The sequence below is a fragment of the Actinoplanes sp. NPDC049668 genome (assembly GCF_044465445.1).
Classification (GTDB): Bacteria; Actinomycetota; Actinomycetes; order Mycobacteriales; family Micromonosporaceae; genus Actinoplanes.
In genome coordinates this window covers 314,158-332,068 of record NZ_JBITLR010000009.1, presented here as the reverse complement: position 1 = coordinate 332,068, position 17,911 = coordinate 314,158, and the positions used below count along the sequence as shown (strand labels likewise).

Below are 17,911 nucleotides of genomic sequence, written 5' to 3'. Positions count from 1 at the left end.
CACATGAATTCAGCCGTGCCAGGTACGCCACAGGTGCGCGTACGTGCCGCCGGCCGCGACCAGGTCGTCGTGGGTGCCCAGCTCGACCAGCCGCCCGCCGTCCATGACCGCCACCCGGTCGGCGTCGTGCGCCGTCTGCAGGCGGTGCGCGATCGCGATCACCGTGCGGTCGTGCAGCACCGCGGCGAGCGCGCGCTCCGCGTCCCGGGCGGTCGTCGGGTCGAGCAGCGCGGTCGCCTCGTCGAGCACCACCGTGTGCGGGTCGGCGAGGACGACCCGGGCCAGCGCGAGCTGCTGCGCCTGCGCGCCGTCCAGGACGACGCCGTCGCCGCCGAGCCGGGTGTCTAGGCCGTCCGGCAGGTCCATCGCCCAGTCGGCGCCGACGACCGCGAGGGCCGAGATCAGGTCGTCGTCGGTGGCGTCCGGCGCGGCCAGGGTCAGGTTGTCGCGGACCGCGTCGCGGAACACGTGGTGTTCCTGGGTGACCAGCACGACCTGGCGGCGCAGCAGGCCCGGCGGGAGCCGGGAGATCTCCACGCCGCCGACGGTCAGGCTGCCCGCGCGCGGGCGGTCGACGCCGGTGAGCAGCCGGCCGAGGGTGGACTTGCCGGCGCCGGAGGGTCCGACCAGGGCGAGGCGTTCGCCCGGCCGCACGGTCAGGTCGACGCCGCGCAGCACGTCGCGGTCGCCCTCGTAGGCGTAGCGGACGCCGCGGATCTCGATCCGGTCGTCGGCCGGCGCGGACCGCTCGGTCACCACGGCGGGCGGGATGGCGGCCAGGCCCTCGACGCGGGCGAAGGACGCGCCGCTGCTCTGCAGCTGTTCCAGCCAGACCAGGATCGCGTCCAGCGGCACGACCAGCTGCCGCAGGTAGAGCGCGCAGGCGGCGACGGCGCCGAGGCTGAGCAGGCCGTCGATGTACAGGGCGCCGCCGACCAGGAGCACGCCGACGACCGGCACGACGTACGAGACGTCGACGGCGGGGAACAGCACGCTGCGCAGGGCGAGGGTACGCAGGCGGGTGTGCCGGGCCCGGTCTATCGCCTCGTCGGCCACCGCGGTGCGGCGCTCGCGCAGCCCGAGCGCCTCGACCGTGCGGGTGCCGGCGATGGTCGAGGCGAGCTCGTCGGCGAGCACCGAGCCGGCCGCGCCCTCCTCCAGGTAGGCGGTCCGGGCCCGGCGCAGGTACCAGCGGGTGACGGGCGGGATGGCGGCGAGGCCGAGCAGGGCGACGGCGCCGAGCAGCGGGTCGAGCAGGAAGACGGCGACGAGCACGAACAGCGCCTGCACGGCCGCGATGAGCACCTCGGGGATGGCGTCGCGCAGGGTCGCGGCGACCGTGCCGACGTCGCAGGTGCCGCGCGCGGCGAGGTCGCCGGCCGGTACCCGCTCGACCACGGACGCGGGCAGGGCGAGTGCCCGGTCGAGGAAGCGTTCGCGTACCCGGGCGGCGGTGCGCTCGCCGAAGCGGTAGCCGACGGCGAGCGCGGTGCGGGCCAGGACGATCTGGACGACCGTGCACAGCAGGACGGCCAGGGCGAGGCGGTCGACGACGCCGACGGGGGCGGGGCCGGCGGTGACCGTGTCGATGATCCGGCCGAGCAGCCACGGACCGGCCAGCCCGGCGATCGCCGCGAGGGCGTTGAAGAGCACCATCAGCGCGACCGCGCCGCCGTCGTCGCGGATCAGCCGGACCGCGGCCCGGCGCACGTGTGCGCGCCCGGCGACGGGCAGCTCGGTCATCGCCGGGCCGCCTCGGGCAGGGCGGCCTCCCCCGCCGCCCGGGTCACCAGCGCGCGGTACCCGGGTTCGGTGTCGAGCAGCGCGCGGTGGGTGCCGGTCGCCGCGAGCCGTCCGCCGACGATGTAGTGCACGATGTCGGCGCGGTCCAGCATGGCCGGCGAGGTGGTCGCGACGAGGGTGGCCCGGCCGGCCCGGGCGGCGGGCAGGCGCTCGGCGATGGCGGCCTCGGTGTTGGCGTCGACTGCGGAGGTCGGTTCGACGGCGAGCAGGATCTCCGGGTCGGCGTAGAGGGCGCGGGCCAGCCGTACCCGCTGGCGCTGGCCGCCGGAGAGGTTGCGGCCCTGCGTGTCGATCACCGATGCCGTCCCGTCCGGCAGACCGTCCACGATGTCGCAGGCCGCGGCGGCGGCCAGGGCCCGGGCGACGGCCTCGTCGTCGGGCTCGGAGCGGCCGGCGACGACCTCGCCGAGCGCGCCGGTGAACAGGTAGGCCTCGTTGTCGGCGACCAGGATCCGGTCCCGTACCGCGAGCCCGTCCAGGCGCCGGCCGCCCCAGGTCACCGCCGTCGGCCCGTACCGGCCGAGGCGGTCGACGACGGCGGCGGCGTCGGCGGGCCGGGCGGTGGCCAGCGCGACCAGCCGCCCGGGGATGACGACCACGCCGGAGTCGGGGTCGCGCAGCACGGCCGGGCCGTCGGGGCCCTGCCCGCGCGGCGGCGGATCCACCGGCAGCCGCAGGAAGTCGACGACCCGGCGGCCGGCGACCAGCGCCCGGCTGACGTCGAAACCGCCCTCGATGAAGAACGCGACCGGGACGACGAGCACGGCCGCGTACCCCCAGACCGCGACCAGCTCGCCCACCGTGATGTCGCCCTGCGCGGCCATCCGGGCGGCCAGCCAGATCACCACGGCGAGGAAGATCGCGGGCAGCCCGACGCCGAGCGCCTGTATCCAGCTGGTCACCGCGCCGACCCGGTAGCCGACCTCGGCGACGGCCTGGGAGTCGCGCCGGTACCGGCGGGCGTAGCCGTCCTTGCCGCCGAGGCCGTTGAGGACGCGCAGGCCGCCGATGATGTCGACGAGACGGTCGGCGAGGGCACCCTGCCGCTCCCGGTAGCGGGCGCCGGCCCGCTGCAGCCGCCCGAGCATCGGGCCGACCACGACGGCCAGCACCGGCACGCCGGCGAGCACCACGACCGCCAGCAGCGGGGAGATCTTCAGCAGCAGCACGGCCACCACCACGTACGCGATGACGGCGCCGAGCCCCGGCCCGGTGACCGTGAGTGCCTGCGCCAGGACCCAGACGTCGGCGATGCCGATGGTGACGATCTCGCCGGCGCCGATGCGCCGCGGCAGCGCGGCGCCGAGGCGGGTGGCGTGCGCGATGACCGCCCGGACGGTCCGGAAGCCGCCGTCGAGCCGGATCTTCGTCATCGTGCGGTGCCGCAGGATGGCCAGCAGCGCGTTGACCGCGCCGACGGCGAACAGGGCCGCCGCCCAGGCGGCGAGCGCGGCCGGGTCGCGCCGCTGCAGCCCCTGGTCGATGGCCTGGGCGAGCAGGTAGGGCGGAAGCGTCAGCCCCACCATCCACAACGAGCCGATCAGGGCGCCGGTGGCGATGCGCCCCTTCTGCCGCCGGATGAGCCACCACAGGTAAGGCAGCGGGCCGCGCACGTCCGCGACCGGGAGTCCTGCTTCCGTCACGCCTTGCACCATAGAGCAGGATCGATCATAGGCGGGAGGCCGAGTCCGGGGGATCCTCGCCACCGGGTTAGTCTCCGGGCGTGAGCGACTACGCACCCCCGCTGATCAGCGCCGAACGTGTGATCGGCGGGCGGGCTTTCGACTTCGCGCGCCGGGTGGCGGTGATGGCGATCGTCAACCGGACGCCCGATTCGTTCCACGATCAGGGCCGCACGTTCGCCCTCGAGAAGGCGGTCGAGGCGGTCCGGGCGGCGGCCGGCGCGGGCGCGGACTGGATCGACATCGGGGGCGTGCCGTTCGCGCCCGGGCCGGACGTCAGCGTGCAGGAGGAGTTGCGGCGGGTGCTGCCCGTCGTCGAGGCGGCCCGGGAGCTGGCGGTGGTCTCGGTCGACACCTACCGGCCGGAGGTGGCCCGCGAGGTGATCAAGGCGGGCGCCGGGGTCGTCAACGACACCTCGGGCCTGCGCGATCCCGCGATGGCCGACGCGGTGGCCGGCACCGGCGCGTCCCTGGTGATCACGCACAGCCTGGCCGCGCCGCGCACCCTGCACCCGAGCCCGCAGTACGGCGACGTGACCGCGGAGGTCGCCGGCTTCCTGCGGCGGCGGGTGGAGCTGGCCCTGTCCCGCGGCGTGCGGCCGGAGCAGATCATCATCGATCCGGGCCACGACCTGAACAAGAACACGTACCACTCGCTGGAGCTGACCCGGCGGCTGCGGGAGATCACCGAGATCGGCTACCCGACCCTGGCCGCGCTGAGCAACAAGGACTTCATCGGCGAGACGCTGGACCGCCCGCAGCAGGAGCGCCTGGTGGGCACGGTCGCGACGGTGGTCTTCTGCATCCTGCAGGGCGCCCGGATCGTGCGCGTGCACGACGTGGCGGCGGCGGTCGACGCGGTCCGGATGACCGAGGCGATGCTGGGCCTGCGCGAGCCCGCGTACGCCCGGCACAACATCTAGGTCACGGCGGTTGCGGCGAGTCCCATCAGGGCTTCCGTGGCGGCGTCCGGGTCGGTGGGTGCGGGCGGCACCGGCTCCGGGTCGAGGCAGCGGTCCAGCAGCAGCTCGACCAGGCCCGCCCGGTTGAGGACGGCCGCGGTGTCGATCGCGCCGGGCAGGATGCGGATCTCGATCGTGTCCCGGACCGGGTCGTCGCGCAGAAGCTGGGTCAGGTTGACGTCGAAGAATTTTGTCAGCCCGCCCTGCTCCGCCGCCGCGCACAGCTCGTCGTAGGACGGGGTGCCGGCGACGGCGGCCACCAGCGGCGCCGGCAGCGGGGCGAGGCGGCGGCAGGCCGGGTTGGTGGCCAGCAGCGTCCGCAGCGGCTCGCGCCAGTAGGCGAACAGCCGTACGACGTTGGCCAGGGCGTGCGGCGCCCGGAACGGCGCGCCGTCCAGGTGCAGGTGCACGGCGGCCTCGAGCGGCACGGTGAAGCCGAGCTCCCGGGCCGGGCCGAGCAGCCGTTCGAGGGCGGCGCCGTGGTCGCCGGTCAGCGGCGGCGTGACGATCTCGCAGGGGCGTTCCCGCTCGCCGCCCTGCGGCGCCGCCAGTGCGATCGTCGCGCCGGCCGCGTCGTCCAGCCGGTAGACGTCGCCGACCCGCTGCACCGCGGTGCCCCAGAGCCGGGCAGCCGCGCCGAGCGCGTCCGGCAGGGCGCCGCCCGGATCGCTCTGCGCCTCGAGCAGCCGCAGCAGCCGCGGGTCGTCGCTGAGGATCCGGAACCAGCCCGCCGGCGCGGCGGCGCGGCGGTCGAGCCCGGCGATCAGCGTGATGTCGTCGACCAGGGTGCAGAGCGGGTCGCCGTCGCGGCCGCGCACCTCGAAGCCCTGGGTCAGGTGCAGGAACCGCCCCAGGCCGGGTACCAGGGACGGCTCGCTGTCGTGGTGCCACACCGGCCGGACCTGGCCGCCGCAGCGGGCGGCCAGATCCTGGGCCAGGGTGCGCCGGCTGTGGCCTGGCGGGGCCATCAGCTCGATCTCGAACCCCGTGCGCCGGTGCAGCCGGGCGGTCACGGCCGGATCGGCAGGGTCTCGCCGGCCAGCAGCTTCTTGCCGCCGGCGATCTTCGCGTCGTACGGGGTCTTCGTCTTCCAGATCTCGGCCAGCTTGACCGCGTCGTCGTAGTCGTAGCCGGCGGCGAAGAAGGCCGCTACCCGCTTCTCCTCCTTGGTGGGCGGCGGCGGCTTGCCTGGCGTCCCCTCGCCCGGCTTGACCGGGAGCACCTCGCCGGCCAGCAGCAGCCGCCCGGCCTCCACCTTGATGTCGCCAATGTCGGCCTTCGGCTTCTTCCAGATCTTGGCCAGCTTGACCGCGTCGTCGTAGTCGTAGCCGGCGCCGAAGTAGGCGTCGAACTCGTCCTGGTTCGGGTCGATCGGCGGGGTCGACGGCGCCGAGGAGGGCGCGGCCGGCGCGCCCGCCTGGAGCTGCGGCGCCGCGACGTTGCCGTTCGGCGCCGCCGGCAGCAGCGCGGGAAGGTTCATCACCCCGGCGATCAGGCCGGCGCTCAGCACGGCCCCGCCGGCGACCTGCGCGCCGCGTCGGCGCCACTGGTGGCCCTTGGCTATCTGCTGCACCCGGGCGTACACCTCGGCCGGATCCGGGCCCTCGTTCTCATGGGCCTCGAAGGCCCTACGGAGCTGGTCTCCGTGTTCGGTCACGACATCTCCTCGGCGTGGATCCTGGTCTGCTGCTCCGACTCGAGCCGGAGACTCTTCAATGCCCTCGACGCGTGACTGCGGACGGTCGCCGGCGAGCAGCCGATCAGGTCGGCGATCGCCTCGTCCTCGAGCTGCTCGTAGTAGCGCAGCACGAGCACGGCCCGTTGCTTGCGCCCGAGCGTGCCCAGCCGGTGCCACAGCTCGTCGGCCTCCACGACGTCCTGGGCGTGGTCGCGTACCCCGCCCCGGGCGTCGTCGATCTCGACGAGCCGCTCACCGACGGCGTGCACGTTGCGGGCCGCCCAGCTACGCCGCCAGGAGAGGTACTCGTTGAGCACCATCCTGCGCACGTACGCCTCGGGTGAGTCCGCACCGCCGATCCGCCGCCACTTGACCTGCGCCCGGGCCAGCACCTCCTGTACGACGTCCTGCGCCAGGTCGCGGTCGCCGGTGAGGACGACCGCGTAGCGCAGCAGACTGGAAAGCCGGGCCACCGCGAACTGCTCGAAGGTCACACCCACTAGAACGCATCCCCGCCGTCGTCTGTGCAGTCATGATCCGAACTTTTCCGGGCCGCGCAGCGACGCCGGCAGGTCGAGGCTGTCGACCAGGTCGTTCATCGGCCCGTCGGGCGGCACCGCGTCGCGCCCGATGACGTTCATCGCGCCGAGCACGGTCAGCAGCATGCCCGAGGCGAAGAAGGCGCGGGTCTGCTCGGCGTCGGCGCCGGTGAGCTCGCGCACCGTCGCGTAGAGCCGGCCGAAGCAGGCCCGGACCACCGGGCCGATGGCCGGGTCGGCGCCGGCGGCGAAGCCGTGCAGCATCACGGTGATCAGCTCGCGCTCGGCGAGCAGCTCGTCGTAGGCGTCGCCGAGGCCGTCGAGGTCCGGGGTGGCCGCGCGGAAGCGCCGCTCGATGCGGTCGGCCGCGTGCTCGACGGTCGCGATGAACAGCTGCTGCTTGGTGCCGAAGAGCCTGATCACGTACGGCTGGGAGACGCCGGCGAGCCGCGCGACCTGATCCGTCGTCGTGCCGGCGTAGCCGCCGGCGGTGAACGCCGTCAGGGCCGCGCCGATCAGCTGATCGTGGCGTTCCCCGGCGGTCAGGCGGGTCCTGGTCACGGCGCTCCCTCGGTTTCGGCGGTTGACAGGTTATCAGTCGATAACTACGTTCGATGGCTAGTTATCAGTGAATAACAACTAGGAGGCCGGATGAAGCGGCTGCTCGCCGCCACCGGCCTGCCGATCTTCATGGTCACGCTGGACAACCTGGTGGTGACCACGGCCCTGCCGGCGATCCGCGCCGACCTCGGCGCCTCCGTGACCGACCTGCAGTGGTTCGTGAACGCGTACACGCTGCCGTTCGCCGCCGTCCTGCTCACCGCCGCCGCGCTCGGCGACCGGCTCGGCCGGCGCCGGGTGTTCCTGGCCGGCATCGTGCTGTTCACCCTCGCCTCGGCCGCCGCCGCGCTGAGCACGCAGCCGTGGATGCTGACCGCGTCCCGGGCAGCGCAGGGCCTGGCCGGCGCAGCGGTCGCGCCGCTGTCGCTGACCCTGCTCTCCCAGGCCGTCCCGGACCGGCGGCGCAGCGCGGCGGTCGGCGTCTGGGGCGGCATCAGCGGCCTCGGCATCGCGGTCGGCCCGGTCGTCGGCGGCGCGGTGGCGCAGGGGCTGCACTGGTCGTGGATCTTCTGGCTGAACGTGCCCGTCGGCGTGGTCGCCGTCGCCCTGGCCGCGGCCGTGCTGCCCGAGTCGCGCGGCGGGGCGGCCCGGCTCGACCCGCTGGGCCTGCTGCTCTCCGCGGCCGGCATGCTGCTGCTCGTCTGGGGCATCGCGGACGGCCCGGAGCACGGCTGGTCCTCGGCGCGCGTGCTGTCCATGCTGATCGGCGGGGCCGCGCTGCTGGCGGCGTTCGCCGGCTGGCAGCACCGCAACCCCGCACCGATGCTGCCGCTCTCGCTCTTCCGCTCCCCCGGCTTCGGCCTGGTCAGCGTCGTGAGCCTGACGTTCTCCGCCGGCGCGTTCGGCTCGGTCTTCCTGCTCGCCCAGTTCTTCCAGGTGGCGCAGGGGCTGAGCCCGCTGGACGCGGGCATCCGGACGCTGCCGTGGACCCTCGCGCCGATGGTCGTCGCGCCGCTGGCCGGGGTCTTCGCCGACCGCCTCGGCCTGCGGAACCTGATCGTCGCGGGCCAGGCGCTGCTGGCGACCGGCGTGCTGTGGCTCGCGTTCCGGACCACGGCCGACGTCGGCTACGGCGGGCTCGTCGTCGCCCTGGTCCTCGCCGGCGCCGGCATGGGCCTGACCTTCGCGCCGATCAGCACGATGGCCCTGGCCGGCGTGCCGGCCCGGGTGCGCGGCGTCGCGTCGGGCGCCAACAACACGATCCGCGAGCTCGGCGTCGCGGTCGGGGTCGCGGCACTGGCCTCGGTCTTCAGCTCGTACGGCGGCTACGCGAGCCGCCAGTCCTTCGTGGACGGCCTGGTGCCGGCGGTCGAGGTCGGCGCCGCCCTCATCGCGGCCGGCGCCCTGGCGGCGCTGTGGCTGCCTTCTTTCAGACACGAGTCGTGATTGTTTCATAATTTGGTTCAACTATTGCATTGATGTGTCGGGCACTGCCACGATGACCGTCGATCCGTCATCCCCAGACTCCCTTCGAGTCCGGATCAGAGGAGCGTCACCGTGCCCGTCTCCCGCCGTACCCTGCTCGCCACGATGGCCGCCGGCCCCGCCGCCGCGGCACTGGCCCGACCCGCGCCGGCCGCCGCGGCCTCGCCACCCGGCGACGTCGTCGGCAAGATCAGCGCCGGCTACCAGGGCTGGTTCGCCTGCCCCGGCGACGGCGCCCCGATCGGCGGCTGGTGGCACTGGAGCCGCGACCGGTTCCAGCCGCCGTCGCCCGCCAACACCACGATCGTGTCCTGGCCGGACCTGACCGACCTCGCGCACGGCTACCCGACCGCCTACCCGAACCTGGGCGACGGGCGGCCCGCCCGGCTCTTCTCCTCCTACGACCAGCAGACCGTCGACACCCACCTGGGCTGGATGCGGCAGCACGGCATCGACACGGCGGCGCTGCAGCGCTTCAACCCGTTCGGCGACGAGGGCCCGACCCGCGACGCCATGGCGGTCAAGGTCCGCGGCGCGGCCGAGGCGACCGGCCGCAAGTTCTACATCATGTACGACGTCACGAGCTGGACGAACATGCAGTCCGAGCTCAAGACCGACTGGACCACGAAGATGTCCGCGCACACGTCGTCGCCGGCGTACGCCCGTCAGAACGGCAAGCCCGTCGTGTGCATCTGGGGCTTCGGCTTCAACGATCCGGGCCGCCCGTTCGCGCCCGGACCGTGCCTCGAGGTGATCAACTGGTTCAAGGCGCAGGGCTGCTACGTGATCGGCGGCGTGCCGACCTGGTGGCGGGCCGGCATCAACGACTCCCGGCCCGGCTTCGGCGAGGTGTACCACGCGTTCCACATGATCTCGCCGTGGATGGTGGGGCGCGCCGCGAGCCCGGCCGACCTGGACTCGTACTACGCCAACGTCAACGTCGGCGACTACGCGGACTGCCAGGCGCACGGCATCGACTACCAGCCGTGCGTGCTGCCGGGCGACCTGTCCGCCGGGCACCGCCGGCACGGCGACTACTACTGGCGCAGCCTCTACAACATGATCCGGCTCGGCTCGCAGGGCCTCTACGTGTCCATGTTCGACGAGTTCAACGAGGGCAACCAGATCGCCAAGACCGCGGCGAGCGCCGCGCACGTGCCGGCCGGCTCCGGCATCCGGGCGCTGGACGAGGACGGCACCGCCTGCTCCCCCGACTACTACCTGCGTATCACCGCCGACGGCGGCCGGATGCTCAAGGGCCAGCTCGCGCTCACCGCGACCCGGCCGACCCCGCCCGTCGTCGGCGGCGGCCCCGGGCCGGACCCCGCCCGGGACCTGGCCGCCGGGCGGCCGACGGCCGAGAGCGGGCACACCCAGGTGTACGGCCCGGGCAACGCGGTCGACGGCAACCCCGGCACCTACTGGGAGAGCGTCAACCACGCGTTCCCGCAGTGGCTGCAGGTCGACCTCGGCGCGGCGACCGCGGTCGCGCGGGTGGTCCTGCGGCTGCCGCCGGGCTGGGGGCCGCGCACCCAGACGCTGCGGATCGAGGGCAGCACGGACGGCGCCGCGTTCACCACCCTCGCCGGCGCCGCCGGCCGCGCGTTCGACCCGGCCACCGGCAACCAGGCGACGATCGCCTGCGCCGCGACCCCGGCCCGCCACCTGCGGGTGACGTTCACGGCCAACACCGGCTGGCCGGCCGGCCAGGCCTCCTCCCTCGAGGTGTACGCCGGATGAACCCGGCCCCTGCGGCTTCCATCCTCAGCCGCAGGGGCCGCCGGCCCGCGCTTGCGTCAGCCGATGCTGACCCAGACGTCGTCGACGCTGCCGTGGAACTGGTCGTTGTCGACGCCCGTGCCCTTGCCGCCGAGGCTCAGCGGCTGCGCGTTGACCACCGACAGGCCGGCCGGCAGCGTCGCGCTGCCCGCCTCCTGCTCGTCGACGTGGATCGACAGGCTGGTGCCGATCCGCCGGCACTCGAGGCTGTGCCACGCGCCGTCGGCGATCGACCGCGCGCCCCGGGCCACGTGGATCGTCGGGGTGTTCTGGTCGCTCATCACGCAGGTCGGCTTGCCGGAGACGCCGTCGACCTGGAGCTTGTACTGACCGCCGCCCGCGGTCGAGTAGCCCTTCTGCATCACGTTCTCACCCGACGAGGTCTCGGCCGGCGAGAGCAGCACCGCCGCGCCGTAGCGCAGGTTGCGCGTGTCCGGGTTCAGGTCCGGCACCTCGCCGGAGCGCAGCACGACCCGGGCGCAGTCGGCGCCGGTGCACTTGGTGGGGAACGTGATCGCCATGCCGTCGCCGTGCCGGACCGGCTTGAGCGCGCCGCCGTTGACCGCCTGGGTCCGCAGCACGTGGCCGTTGCCGGAGCCGTCGTCGTAGTTGCCGTCGTTGACGTTGGAGTCGAAGTTGTACGACGCCACGTACGGCGACGACTCGACGGGCGGCGCGGGCGGCACCGGACCGCCGACCGTCGGGCCGCCGAAGGACGCGTACCGCTTCTGCGCCGAGCCGGTGACGGTGGTGAAGTCGCCGCCGACGCTGAGCAGGCCGATGGCCTGGTTGGCGGCGAGGGTGCGCACCCCGACCACGCCGTTGGCCTGCGGCGCCCAGTCGGTCAGGTTGCCCGCGCCGTCGATCGCCGCGAGCTTGACCCGCGGCACCGAGCCGTCGGTGCAGACGCCCTTGATCCCGTTGTTGGTCGTCGTGCAGGCCTTGTCGAAGTGCCCGCCGACGTAGGTGGTGCCGTTCATCGTGGCGATCGCCTGCGCGTCGCCGTCGAACACCCGGGTCCAGCGGGTCGCGCCGGCGAAGGTGTACGCGATGGCCCGGCCGCCCAGGCCTCCCAGCGCCGCGTACACGCCGTCGGCGTCGGCGGTCAGCGCGAAGACCTGCGAGACCGGCTTGGGCTTGAAGGCCGCGTCCAGCACGCCCGTGTTGCCGTCCACCGCGGCGAGGCGCAGCGTGGACTTGACCCCGTTGACCTTGTGGAACGTGCCGCCGAGGTAGACCCGGCTGCCGGCGACGGCGAGCGCGTTGACGGTGTCGTCGGCCGTCGGCGCCCAGGCCTCCAGCTGCCCGGTGGCGGTGCTGAACGCGGCCAGGTTGGCCCGCGGCGAGCCGTCGACCGCGGTGAGCCGGCCGGCGACGTAGAGCCGGCCGTTGGCGACCGCGAGCGCGTTCGGCTGCCCGAGCACGGTGTGCTTGAGCGCGCCGAGCACGCCGGTGTCGGCGTCGATGCTCGCCACCGCGTCGCGCGACATGCCGGCGACCTTGTCGAAGTCGCCGGCGGCGAAGACGGTGTTGCCGTCGACGGTGAGCGCGCGGACGGTCGCGTCGGCGCCGGGGTTCCAGTCGAGCAGGGCGCCGGTCCGCGCGTTGAAGGCCGCCAGGCGCTGCCGGGCGACGGTCTTGCCGCGGACCAGGGCGCCGGTGAAGGAGCCGCCGGCGTAGACGACGTCGCCGCGGTGTGCGATCGCGTACACCGGGCCGTTGAACGACGGCGACGGGGTGGGCGCCCCGGAGACGACCTCGGCGAGGGCGGCGCCGCCGGCGGCGACGACCACCGTGGCGACGCCGACGGTCACGAACCTACGTACGACGAATTTCAGGCTTTTTCGGTTATTACGCACAACGGGAACTAACGGGGCTCGCGCCCAAAGGTCGCGAGCGCGGGCCGTCGAACGGATCACTTGGCGCTATGGGGTGATTACGCCGAAGGATCTATATCGATGGACGTTAATGGCTTTCATGTTTTCCGGCGGCGACTGTGGAATACTTCCGAAAACTGCCACCGAAACTTACGAGGAGATCGCCTTGGCCCGCGTGACCATCGCCGCGATCGCCCGCGAGGCCGGGGTCTCGGTCCCCACGGTCTCCCGGGTGCTCAACGGCCGCGCCGACGTGTCTCCGCAGACCCGGGAGGCGGTGGAGAACCTGCTCAAGCAGCACGGCTACCGGCGCCGGGCCTCGCGCCAGCAGGCCGGGAAGGCGGCCCTGGTCGACCTGGTCTTCAACGACCTGGACAGCCCCTGGGCGGTGGAGCTGATCCGGGGCGTCGAGGACGTGATGCACTCCTCCGGGGTCGGCACGGTCGTCTCGGCGGTGCACCGCAAGTCCGCGGCGACCCGCCAGTGGCTGCAGAACCTCTACGTGCGCGCCTCCGACGGCGTCATCTTCGTGACCTCCGACCTGACCACCCCGGTCTACGCGGAGCTGCAGCGGCTCAACATCCCGGTCGTGGTGATCGACCCGGCCGGCGGCGCGGCGATCGACGTGCCGACCATCGGGGCGACGAACTGGGCGGGCGGCCTGTCCGCGACCCAGCACCTGGTGCAGCTCGGCCACCGCCGGGTCGGCTTCGTGGCCGGCCCCAAGAACCTGCTCTGCAGCCGGGCCCGGATGGACGGCTACCGCGCGGGCCTGGAGGCCGCCGGGCTCAAGCCGGACGAGGACCTGATCCGCCAGGGCGACTTCCTGTACGACTCGGGCTTCGCCGGCGGCGCCTCCCTGCTCGACATGGCCACGCCGCCGACGGCGATCTTCGCATCCAGCGACACCATGGCGCTCGGCGTGCACGAGGCGGCCCGCCGGCGCGGGCTGCGCGTGCCGGACGACCTGAGCGTGGTGGGCTTCGACGACCTGCCGGAGGCGCGGTGGGCGTCGCCGCCGCTCACCACGGTGCGCCAGCCCCTCGCCGAGATGGGCGGCCTGGCGGCCCGGACCATCCTGCGCCTGGCGCAGGGCGAGGAGATCCAGGCGCCCCGCATCGAGCTGGCGACCGAGCTGATCATCCGCGACAGCACCCGGGCGCCGCGCGCCTAGGTTGCGGCCGGGCTTGCGCCCGGCCGCAACACCCCTGCCTCAGTCGATCACCGGCGGTGCCGTCTCGGCGGCCCGCTTCAGGTCAGCGGCCTCGGCCGAGTACGGGTTGTAGGTGTACGCCCGGGCCAGCTCGCCCGGCACCGTGAAGTACTCGGCGGACAGCTTCGCCGGGTCGGTGGCGATCTGGCCCCGCCCCGGCAGGTCGTCGCCGTCGTCCCAGCCCCATGGCGCGTTCGCCGAGTTCGTGCCGCACGAGTACGTGCCGGTCCCGCAGCCGCCCGAGGTGTCGCCGGCGAAGGTGCCCAGGTTGGCGTACAGGTTCGTGTTGTCGCGCTGCGCCCAGAGGCCGCCGCTCGCGAAGATGTCGATCAGCTCGTACTTCACGTCCCGGTCGTTGCCGCCGCTCGGGGTCTCTCCCTGCGCCGCCGGGTAGTAGACGATGCCGTCGCCGTTGATGGTGTACTGCGGGTACGCCTTCAGGCCGTGCCCCTGCACCTCCTGCGCGGTCACCGGGTGCTGGAACGAGTCGTGCGGCGAGGACTGCAGCTGCAGCGTGCCGTCCACCGTCTCGCGGCCGCCGGTCCACGTGCTCCCGCTCGGCGTGTACGAGTAGAAGCTCGTGTGCGCCACGGTCACCGCCGAGCGCAGCACGCCGTACGTGGAGCCGTCCTTCTGCACCGCGAGCAGGACGCCCTCGCCGTCGTTCTCGTGCTCGGTCTCGAAGAACGGATGGTCGACCCAGTCGCGGGGGTGGAAGAAGAGGTAGGTGATGTACCAGTGCGTACCCGTCTCCGCGACGGAGTAGTACGCCGCCGCCGAGAACGAGGCGTCCGCCCGCGCGGCGTTGTCCCAGTTGTTCCGGCCGTTGAGGTCCCCGTCGAAGTCGACGCGGGTGATGTAGTCGGACTTGCCGCCCAGCGCGTGGCTGCCGGTGGCGTCGACGTCCTGGTAATGGATCGGCGCCCAGCGCAGCGCCAGTTCGGACCGACTGACCGCGGCGCCGGCGGGTGCCGGCGCCACGATGCCGAGGGAGGCCAGCGCCAAGGTCAGCGCGGCCGCGATCCTGCCCGTACCGAGCATGTGTGCTCCCACGTTCCGGAATTGATGGACCGCCGTCAATGTATGAGATCAACGGCGGCCTGTACATGTCCGGAGCGGAAAGCGCGGGTGTCAGTCGCTCGGCTTCTTGAACTCCTCTTCCGGCCGGTCCTGCATGTAGTCCGCGACCGTGCGGTACACCGCCGGGTTGACGATGCCGTGCGACATCCGGTCCGGGTGGTCGGCCCAGTCGGGGTTCACCAGGTAGCCGGCCACCACGAGATCCTGGGTGCCGACCACCAGCGCGGCGGTCTTGTCGGCGTCGGTCGTACCCGTCTTGCCGAAGATCGGGTGCCCGACCACGCTGCGGGCGTTGCGCTCGGTCGCGCCGGCGCAGTTGCCGAGCTGCGCCCGGTCGCCGACCGGGCACCGGGCCGCGTCCAGCGCCCGGCGCGCGACGTCCTTGCTGGTCGCCCGGTTGCACTTGGGCTGGCCGATGTCGCTCTTCTTGCCGTCCTGGGTGTAGATCTGTTGGATCGGCGTCGGCGCGCAGTACCGGCCGTCACCGGCGAGGGTCGCGTACGCGTTCGCGATGTCCAGCGGCGTCGACGCGGAGACACCGAGCGTGAACGCGCCCCACTGGTTCGCCGACGCCTCGTCGTTCGCCATCTTGGCGTCGCTCTCCGAGCGGAACTTCACCCCGAACCGCTTCGCCACGTCGACGACCTTCTCGGCGCCGACCTCCTCCTGCAGCGGCACGAAGTAGGTGTTCACCGAGCGGCCGAAGCCGGTCCACATGTTGAACGGGCCGACCTCGTTCTTCGCGGCGTTGCCCGGGCAGTAGAAGTGTGTGCCGGGGCAGGCCGCGTCCGAGCTCGGGTCGATGATGTACCCCGACTTGTACCGGCCCTGCGCGTTGATCGTGTGGTCCAGGCCGAAGCCGTTCTCCAGCGCCGCGACCATGGTGAACATCTTGAACACCGAGCCGGCCTGGTAGCCGGCGATGTCGCCGCCGCCGGTGATGATCGGGTTGGTGGTGTTCGGGTAGGTGCCGCGGATGCCCTTCTCCGCCTTCGCCGGGTCGGACGAGAGCCGGTTCTGCGGGTCCGCCGTGCTGTCCAGCTTGTATTTACGGTTGGCGGCGAGGGTGCGCACCCGGCCGGAGCCCGGCTCGACGCCGGCCAGCAGCAGCGCGTTGCGGTTGGTGTCCCGGATCAGCCCGGTGATCTCCTTGCGCGCCGCCTTCTGCGCCTTGACGTCCAGCGAGGTGACGACCCGGTAGCCGCCGGTCTTGAGCTGGCGCTCCCGGTCGTACGTGGTCTTGCCGAACGCCTCCTGGGTCAACCACCAGCGGTAGAAGTAGTCGCAGAAGAAGCCCCAGTTGTTCTTCGCCACCGAGACGCAGCCGTTGCCGGGCCGGTTGGTGGTCCGGCCGAGCTTGACGGCCTTGGCCTTGGTCGCCGCGGCCGGGGTCAGGTAGCCGAGGTCGCGCATGTTGTCGATGATGTAGTTGCGCCGGTCCAGCGCCTGCGGGTGGCCGCTCGGCGTGGTCGGGTCGAACGACGTCGGCGCCTTGACCATGCCGGCCAGCAGCGCGGCCTCGGGCACCGTCAGCTCCTTGGGCTTCTTGCCGAAGTAGACCTGGCTGCCGGCGTAGACGCCGTACGCGCCGTTGCCGAAGGGCGCGATGTTCAGGTAGCGCTCGAGGACCTGCTGCTTGGTGAGCTCCTTCTCGAGCTGGATCGCGTACTTCATCTCCGAGAGCTTGCGCTCCGGGGTGTCCTTGGTCGCGTCGACCGCCTGCTGCGGGGTCTTGGCCGAGTAGGCCAGCGTCATCCGCACCAGCTGCATGGTCAGCGTCGACGCGCCCTGCTTGCCGCCGCCGTTCTTGTTGTTCACGAACGCGCGGGCGACGCCCTTGAGGTCGACGCCGTTGTGCTTGTAGAACTGGTGATCCTCGGCGGACACGATCGCGTTCTGCATGTTCACCGAGATGTCCTTGAGCGGGACGTCGCTGCGGAACTCGTCGTACATGACCGCGAGCTGGGTCTTGTTGTCCGACGCGAACACCCGCGTGACCTGCGGCGCGCTCTGCTGCGAGAGCTGGCTCGGCAGCTCACCGAACGTCTCCGAACCGGCCTTCGCCGCCAGTCCCGACATGGCGACGGCCGGGAACGAGGCGGCGGCCACCACGACGCCGGCCAGCAGCCCGCAGATCAGGAGCGATCCGGCGCTGGCCAGCTTGTTGCGATCACGGGAGGAGGTTGGAGAAGTCACCTGAATCAGGTTAGTCACGATGATCCAAGCCCGCCTCTCAGAGCTGGTCCTCGAGCGTGCCGACATTGCCGGCCGCCGCCGCGGCCGGGATGCGCGCCCGCGCCGCCGCGTCGCCGTACAGTGCCCAGCGGAGGAACTCCGTCGATGTGCCGACGGTCGTTTCGAAGTCCGGCGCCTTCGTGACGTGCCCGCCCTCGGTGATCGACAGCATCGCGCGTGACCAGGGAACGGCCGCGAAAACCGCGTGCCCGGCCCGGTGCGTGACGGTCTGGTCCCGGCGCCCGTGCACGAAGAGCAGCGCCGCCGGCGGCCCGGTGAACGGCGCGCCCTGGAAGTCGGTGCCGTTCAGCACGACGCCCGCTTTGAGACGTTCGTCACGGTAGGCACTGAACAACCCGACAGTGGTTATTCCCCCGGCCGAGTGACCCGCGGCGGCCAGCCGATTCAGATCGACCATCGCGCCGAACGGGCCGGCGGGCGCCGACAGCGAATCGAGCACGAACGACGCGTCGGCGGGCTGGTTGACGATGTCCCGCGCGTCGAAGTCCGCCGCGCCGTACGAGGTCCTCGGGTACGTGGGCCCGGCCACGACGAAGCCGGCCCGCGCCCACCGCGCCAGCGTCGCCTCGTAGTCCTCCGGCCGCGACGTGAGGCCGTGGCTGAACAGCACGAGCGGGAAGCGCCCGGCGGCGGGCGCGGCGCCGTCGGCCGGATCCGGCTCGGCCGGCACCGCGCCCGCGGCCGGATACCAGACCGTGGTGGGCAGGGCGCGGTCCGGGCCGCGCCGCAGGTGCAGCACCCGCCGGCCCACCGCGTACGCGGCCGGCGCGCTGCCCGGCGCCGGCGTGTACGGCGCGCTCACCGGCCGGGGCGCCAGCGACGACGAGGCGGTGGAGGCGAGGATCGGCGCGCGCGAGGCGGACGCCGGCGCGGACCCGCCCGGCGACGCCGAGGGGGTCGCGACGGGCCGCGACGGCGCGGCGCAGCCGGCGAGCGCCCCGGTGCCGGCTCCGGCGAGGCCCACGATCAGAGTCCGTCTACGCATGGTGACCATCT

At 73.1% G+C, this 17,911-nt stretch carries 14 protein-coding genes; 4 read left to right on the top strand and 10 right to left on the bottom strand.

Annotated features, from left to right (window positions below):
- Window positions 1-9 precede the first annotated feature (9 nt).
- Window positions 10-1,743 carry an ABC transporter ATP-binding protein gene (locus tag ACIBSW_RS34975; protein WP_354727471.1) on the bottom strand — a complete coding sequence of 578 codons (1,734 nt, stop codon included), beginning with the start codon at window positions 1,741-1,743 and terminating at the stop codon, window positions 10-12.
- Window positions 1,740-3,362: an ABC transporter ATP-binding protein gene (locus ACIBSW_RS34970; protein WP_354727507.1), complete on the bottom strand. Its 1,623-nt coding sequence runs from the start codon at window positions 3,360-3,362 to the stop codon at window positions 1,740-1,742. Before ACIBSW_RS34970 ends, ACIBSW_RS34975 begins: the two co-directional genes overlap by 4 nt.
- A 164-nt stretch (window positions 3,363-3,526) precedes the next feature.
- Between ACIBSW_RS34970 and folP the strand changes: the two genes are divergently transcribed.
- Window positions 3,527-4,408 (top strand): dihydropteroate synthase, encoded by an 882-nt coding sequence (gene folP, locus ACIBSW_RS34965; protein WP_354727469.1) that lies wholly within the window; start codon window positions 3,527-3,529, stop codon window positions 4,406-4,408.
- Here folP and ACIBSW_RS34960 read toward each other — a convergent pair.
- Genes ACIBSW_RS34960 through ACIBSW_RS34945 form a run of 4 tightly spaced genes read right to left on the bottom strand, consistent with a single transcriptional unit; the run spans window position 4,405 to window position 7,225 of the window.
- Window positions 4,405-5,460 (bottom strand): amidoligase family protein, encoded by a 1,056-nt coding sequence (locus ACIBSW_RS34960; protein ID WP_354727467.1) that lies wholly within the window; start codon window positions 5,458-5,460, stop codon window positions 4,405-4,407. The two genes, folP and ACIBSW_RS34960, sit on opposite strands and share 4 nt — an antisense overlap.
- Entirely contained in the window at window positions 5,457-6,104 is a 648-nt protein-coding gene (locus ACIBSW_RS34955; protein ID WP_354727465.1) for a hypothetical protein, read from the bottom strand. Before ACIBSW_RS34955 ends, ACIBSW_RS34960 begins: the two co-directional genes overlap by 4 nt.
- Window positions 6,101-6,619 carry a SigE family RNA polymerase sigma factor gene (locus ACIBSW_RS34950; RefSeq protein ID WP_354727506.1) on the bottom strand — a complete coding sequence of 173 codons (519 nt, stop codon included), beginning with the start codon at window positions 6,617-6,619 and terminating at the stop codon, window positions 6,101-6,103. The genes ACIBSW_RS34955 and ACIBSW_RS34950 overlap by 4 nt, the downstream gene beginning before the upstream one ends.
- A gap of 36 nt (window positions 6,620-6,655) precedes the next feature.
- Window positions 6,656-7,225 (bottom strand): TetR/AcrR family transcriptional regulator, encoded by a 570-nt coding sequence (locus tag ACIBSW_RS34945; protein WP_354727463.1) that lies wholly within the window; start codon window positions 7,223-7,225, stop codon window positions 6,656-6,658.
- A gap of 90 nt (window positions 7,226-7,315) precedes the next feature.
- Between ACIBSW_RS34945 and ACIBSW_RS34940 the strand changes: the two genes are divergently transcribed.
- A complete protein-coding gene (locus ACIBSW_RS34940) occupies window positions 7,316-8,671 on the top strand; it encodes an MFS transporter (protein ID WP_354727461.1) in 1,356 nt (451 codons plus the stop codon).
- Between the two features lie 111 nt (window positions 8,672-8,782).
- Window positions 8,783-10,450 (top strand): discoidin domain-containing protein, encoded by a 1,668-nt coding sequence (locus ACIBSW_RS34935; protein WP_354727459.1) that lies wholly within the window; start codon window positions 8,783-8,785, stop codon window positions 10,448-10,450.
- A gap of 56 nt (window positions 10,451-10,506) precedes the next feature.
- On the opposite strand, the gene ACIBSW_RS34930 is transcribed toward ACIBSW_RS34935, so the two are convergent.
- Complete coding sequence (locus ACIBSW_RS34930) at window positions 10,507-12,303, bottom strand: LamG-like jellyroll fold domain-containing protein (RefSeq protein WP_354730765.1); 1,797 nt, start codon at window positions 12,301-12,303, stop codon at window positions 10,507-10,509.
- A 229-nt stretch (window positions 12,304-12,532) separates the two neighbouring features.
- Between ACIBSW_RS34930 and ACIBSW_RS34925 the strand changes: the two genes are divergently transcribed.
- Window positions 12,533-13,540 (top strand): LacI family DNA-binding transcriptional regulator, encoded by a 1,008-nt coding sequence (locus tag ACIBSW_RS34925; RefSeq protein WP_239087191.1) that lies wholly within the window; start codon window positions 12,533-12,535, stop codon window positions 13,538-13,540.
- Between the two features lie 39 nt (window positions 13,541-13,579).
- Here ACIBSW_RS34925 and ACIBSW_RS34920 read toward each other — a convergent pair whose 3' ends face one another.
- From ACIBSW_RS34920 to ACIBSW_RS34910, 3 genes are all read right to left on the bottom strand, one after another.
- On the bottom strand, window positions 13,580-14,620 hold the full coding sequence (locus ACIBSW_RS34920; protein WP_354730016.1) for a hypothetical protein: 1,041 nt from the start codon (window positions 14,618-14,620) through the stop codon (window positions 13,580-13,582).
- 90 nt (window positions 14,621-14,710) lie between these two features.
- A complete protein-coding gene (locus ACIBSW_RS34915) occupies window positions 14,711-16,855 on the bottom strand; it encodes a transglycosylase domain-containing protein (protein ID WP_354730018.1) in 2,145 nt (714 codons plus the stop codon).
- Window positions 16,856-16,892: 37 nt separating this feature from the next.
- On the bottom strand, window positions 16,893-17,900 hold the full coding sequence (locus ACIBSW_RS34910; protein ID WP_354730020.1) for a chlorophyllase/cutinase-like alpha/beta fold protein: 1,008 nt from the start codon (window positions 17,898-17,900) through the stop codon (window positions 16,893-16,895).
- Window positions 17,901-17,911: the final 11 nt, after the last annotated feature.

What these genes read in the sequence shown, in the direction of transcription:
- ACIBSW_RS34975 (WP_354727471.1), bottom strand. Translation starts at nt 1,743, where the DNA reads ATGACCGAGCTGCCCGTCGCCGGGCGCGCACACGTGCGCCGGGCCGCG.
- ACIBSW_RS34940 (WP_354727461.1), top strand. Translation starts at nt 7,316, where the DNA reads ATGAAGCGGCTGCTCGCCGCCACCGGCCTGCCGATCTTCATGGTCACG.
- ACIBSW_RS34910 (WP_354730020.1), bottom strand. Translation starts at nt 17,900, where the DNA reads ATGCGTAGACGGACTCTGATCGTGGGCCTCGCCGGAGCCGGCACCGGG.
- ACIBSW_RS34920 (WP_354730016.1), bottom strand. Translation starts at nt 14,620, where the DNA reads ATGCTCGGTACGGGCAGGATCGCGGCCGCGCTGACCTTGGCGCTGGCC.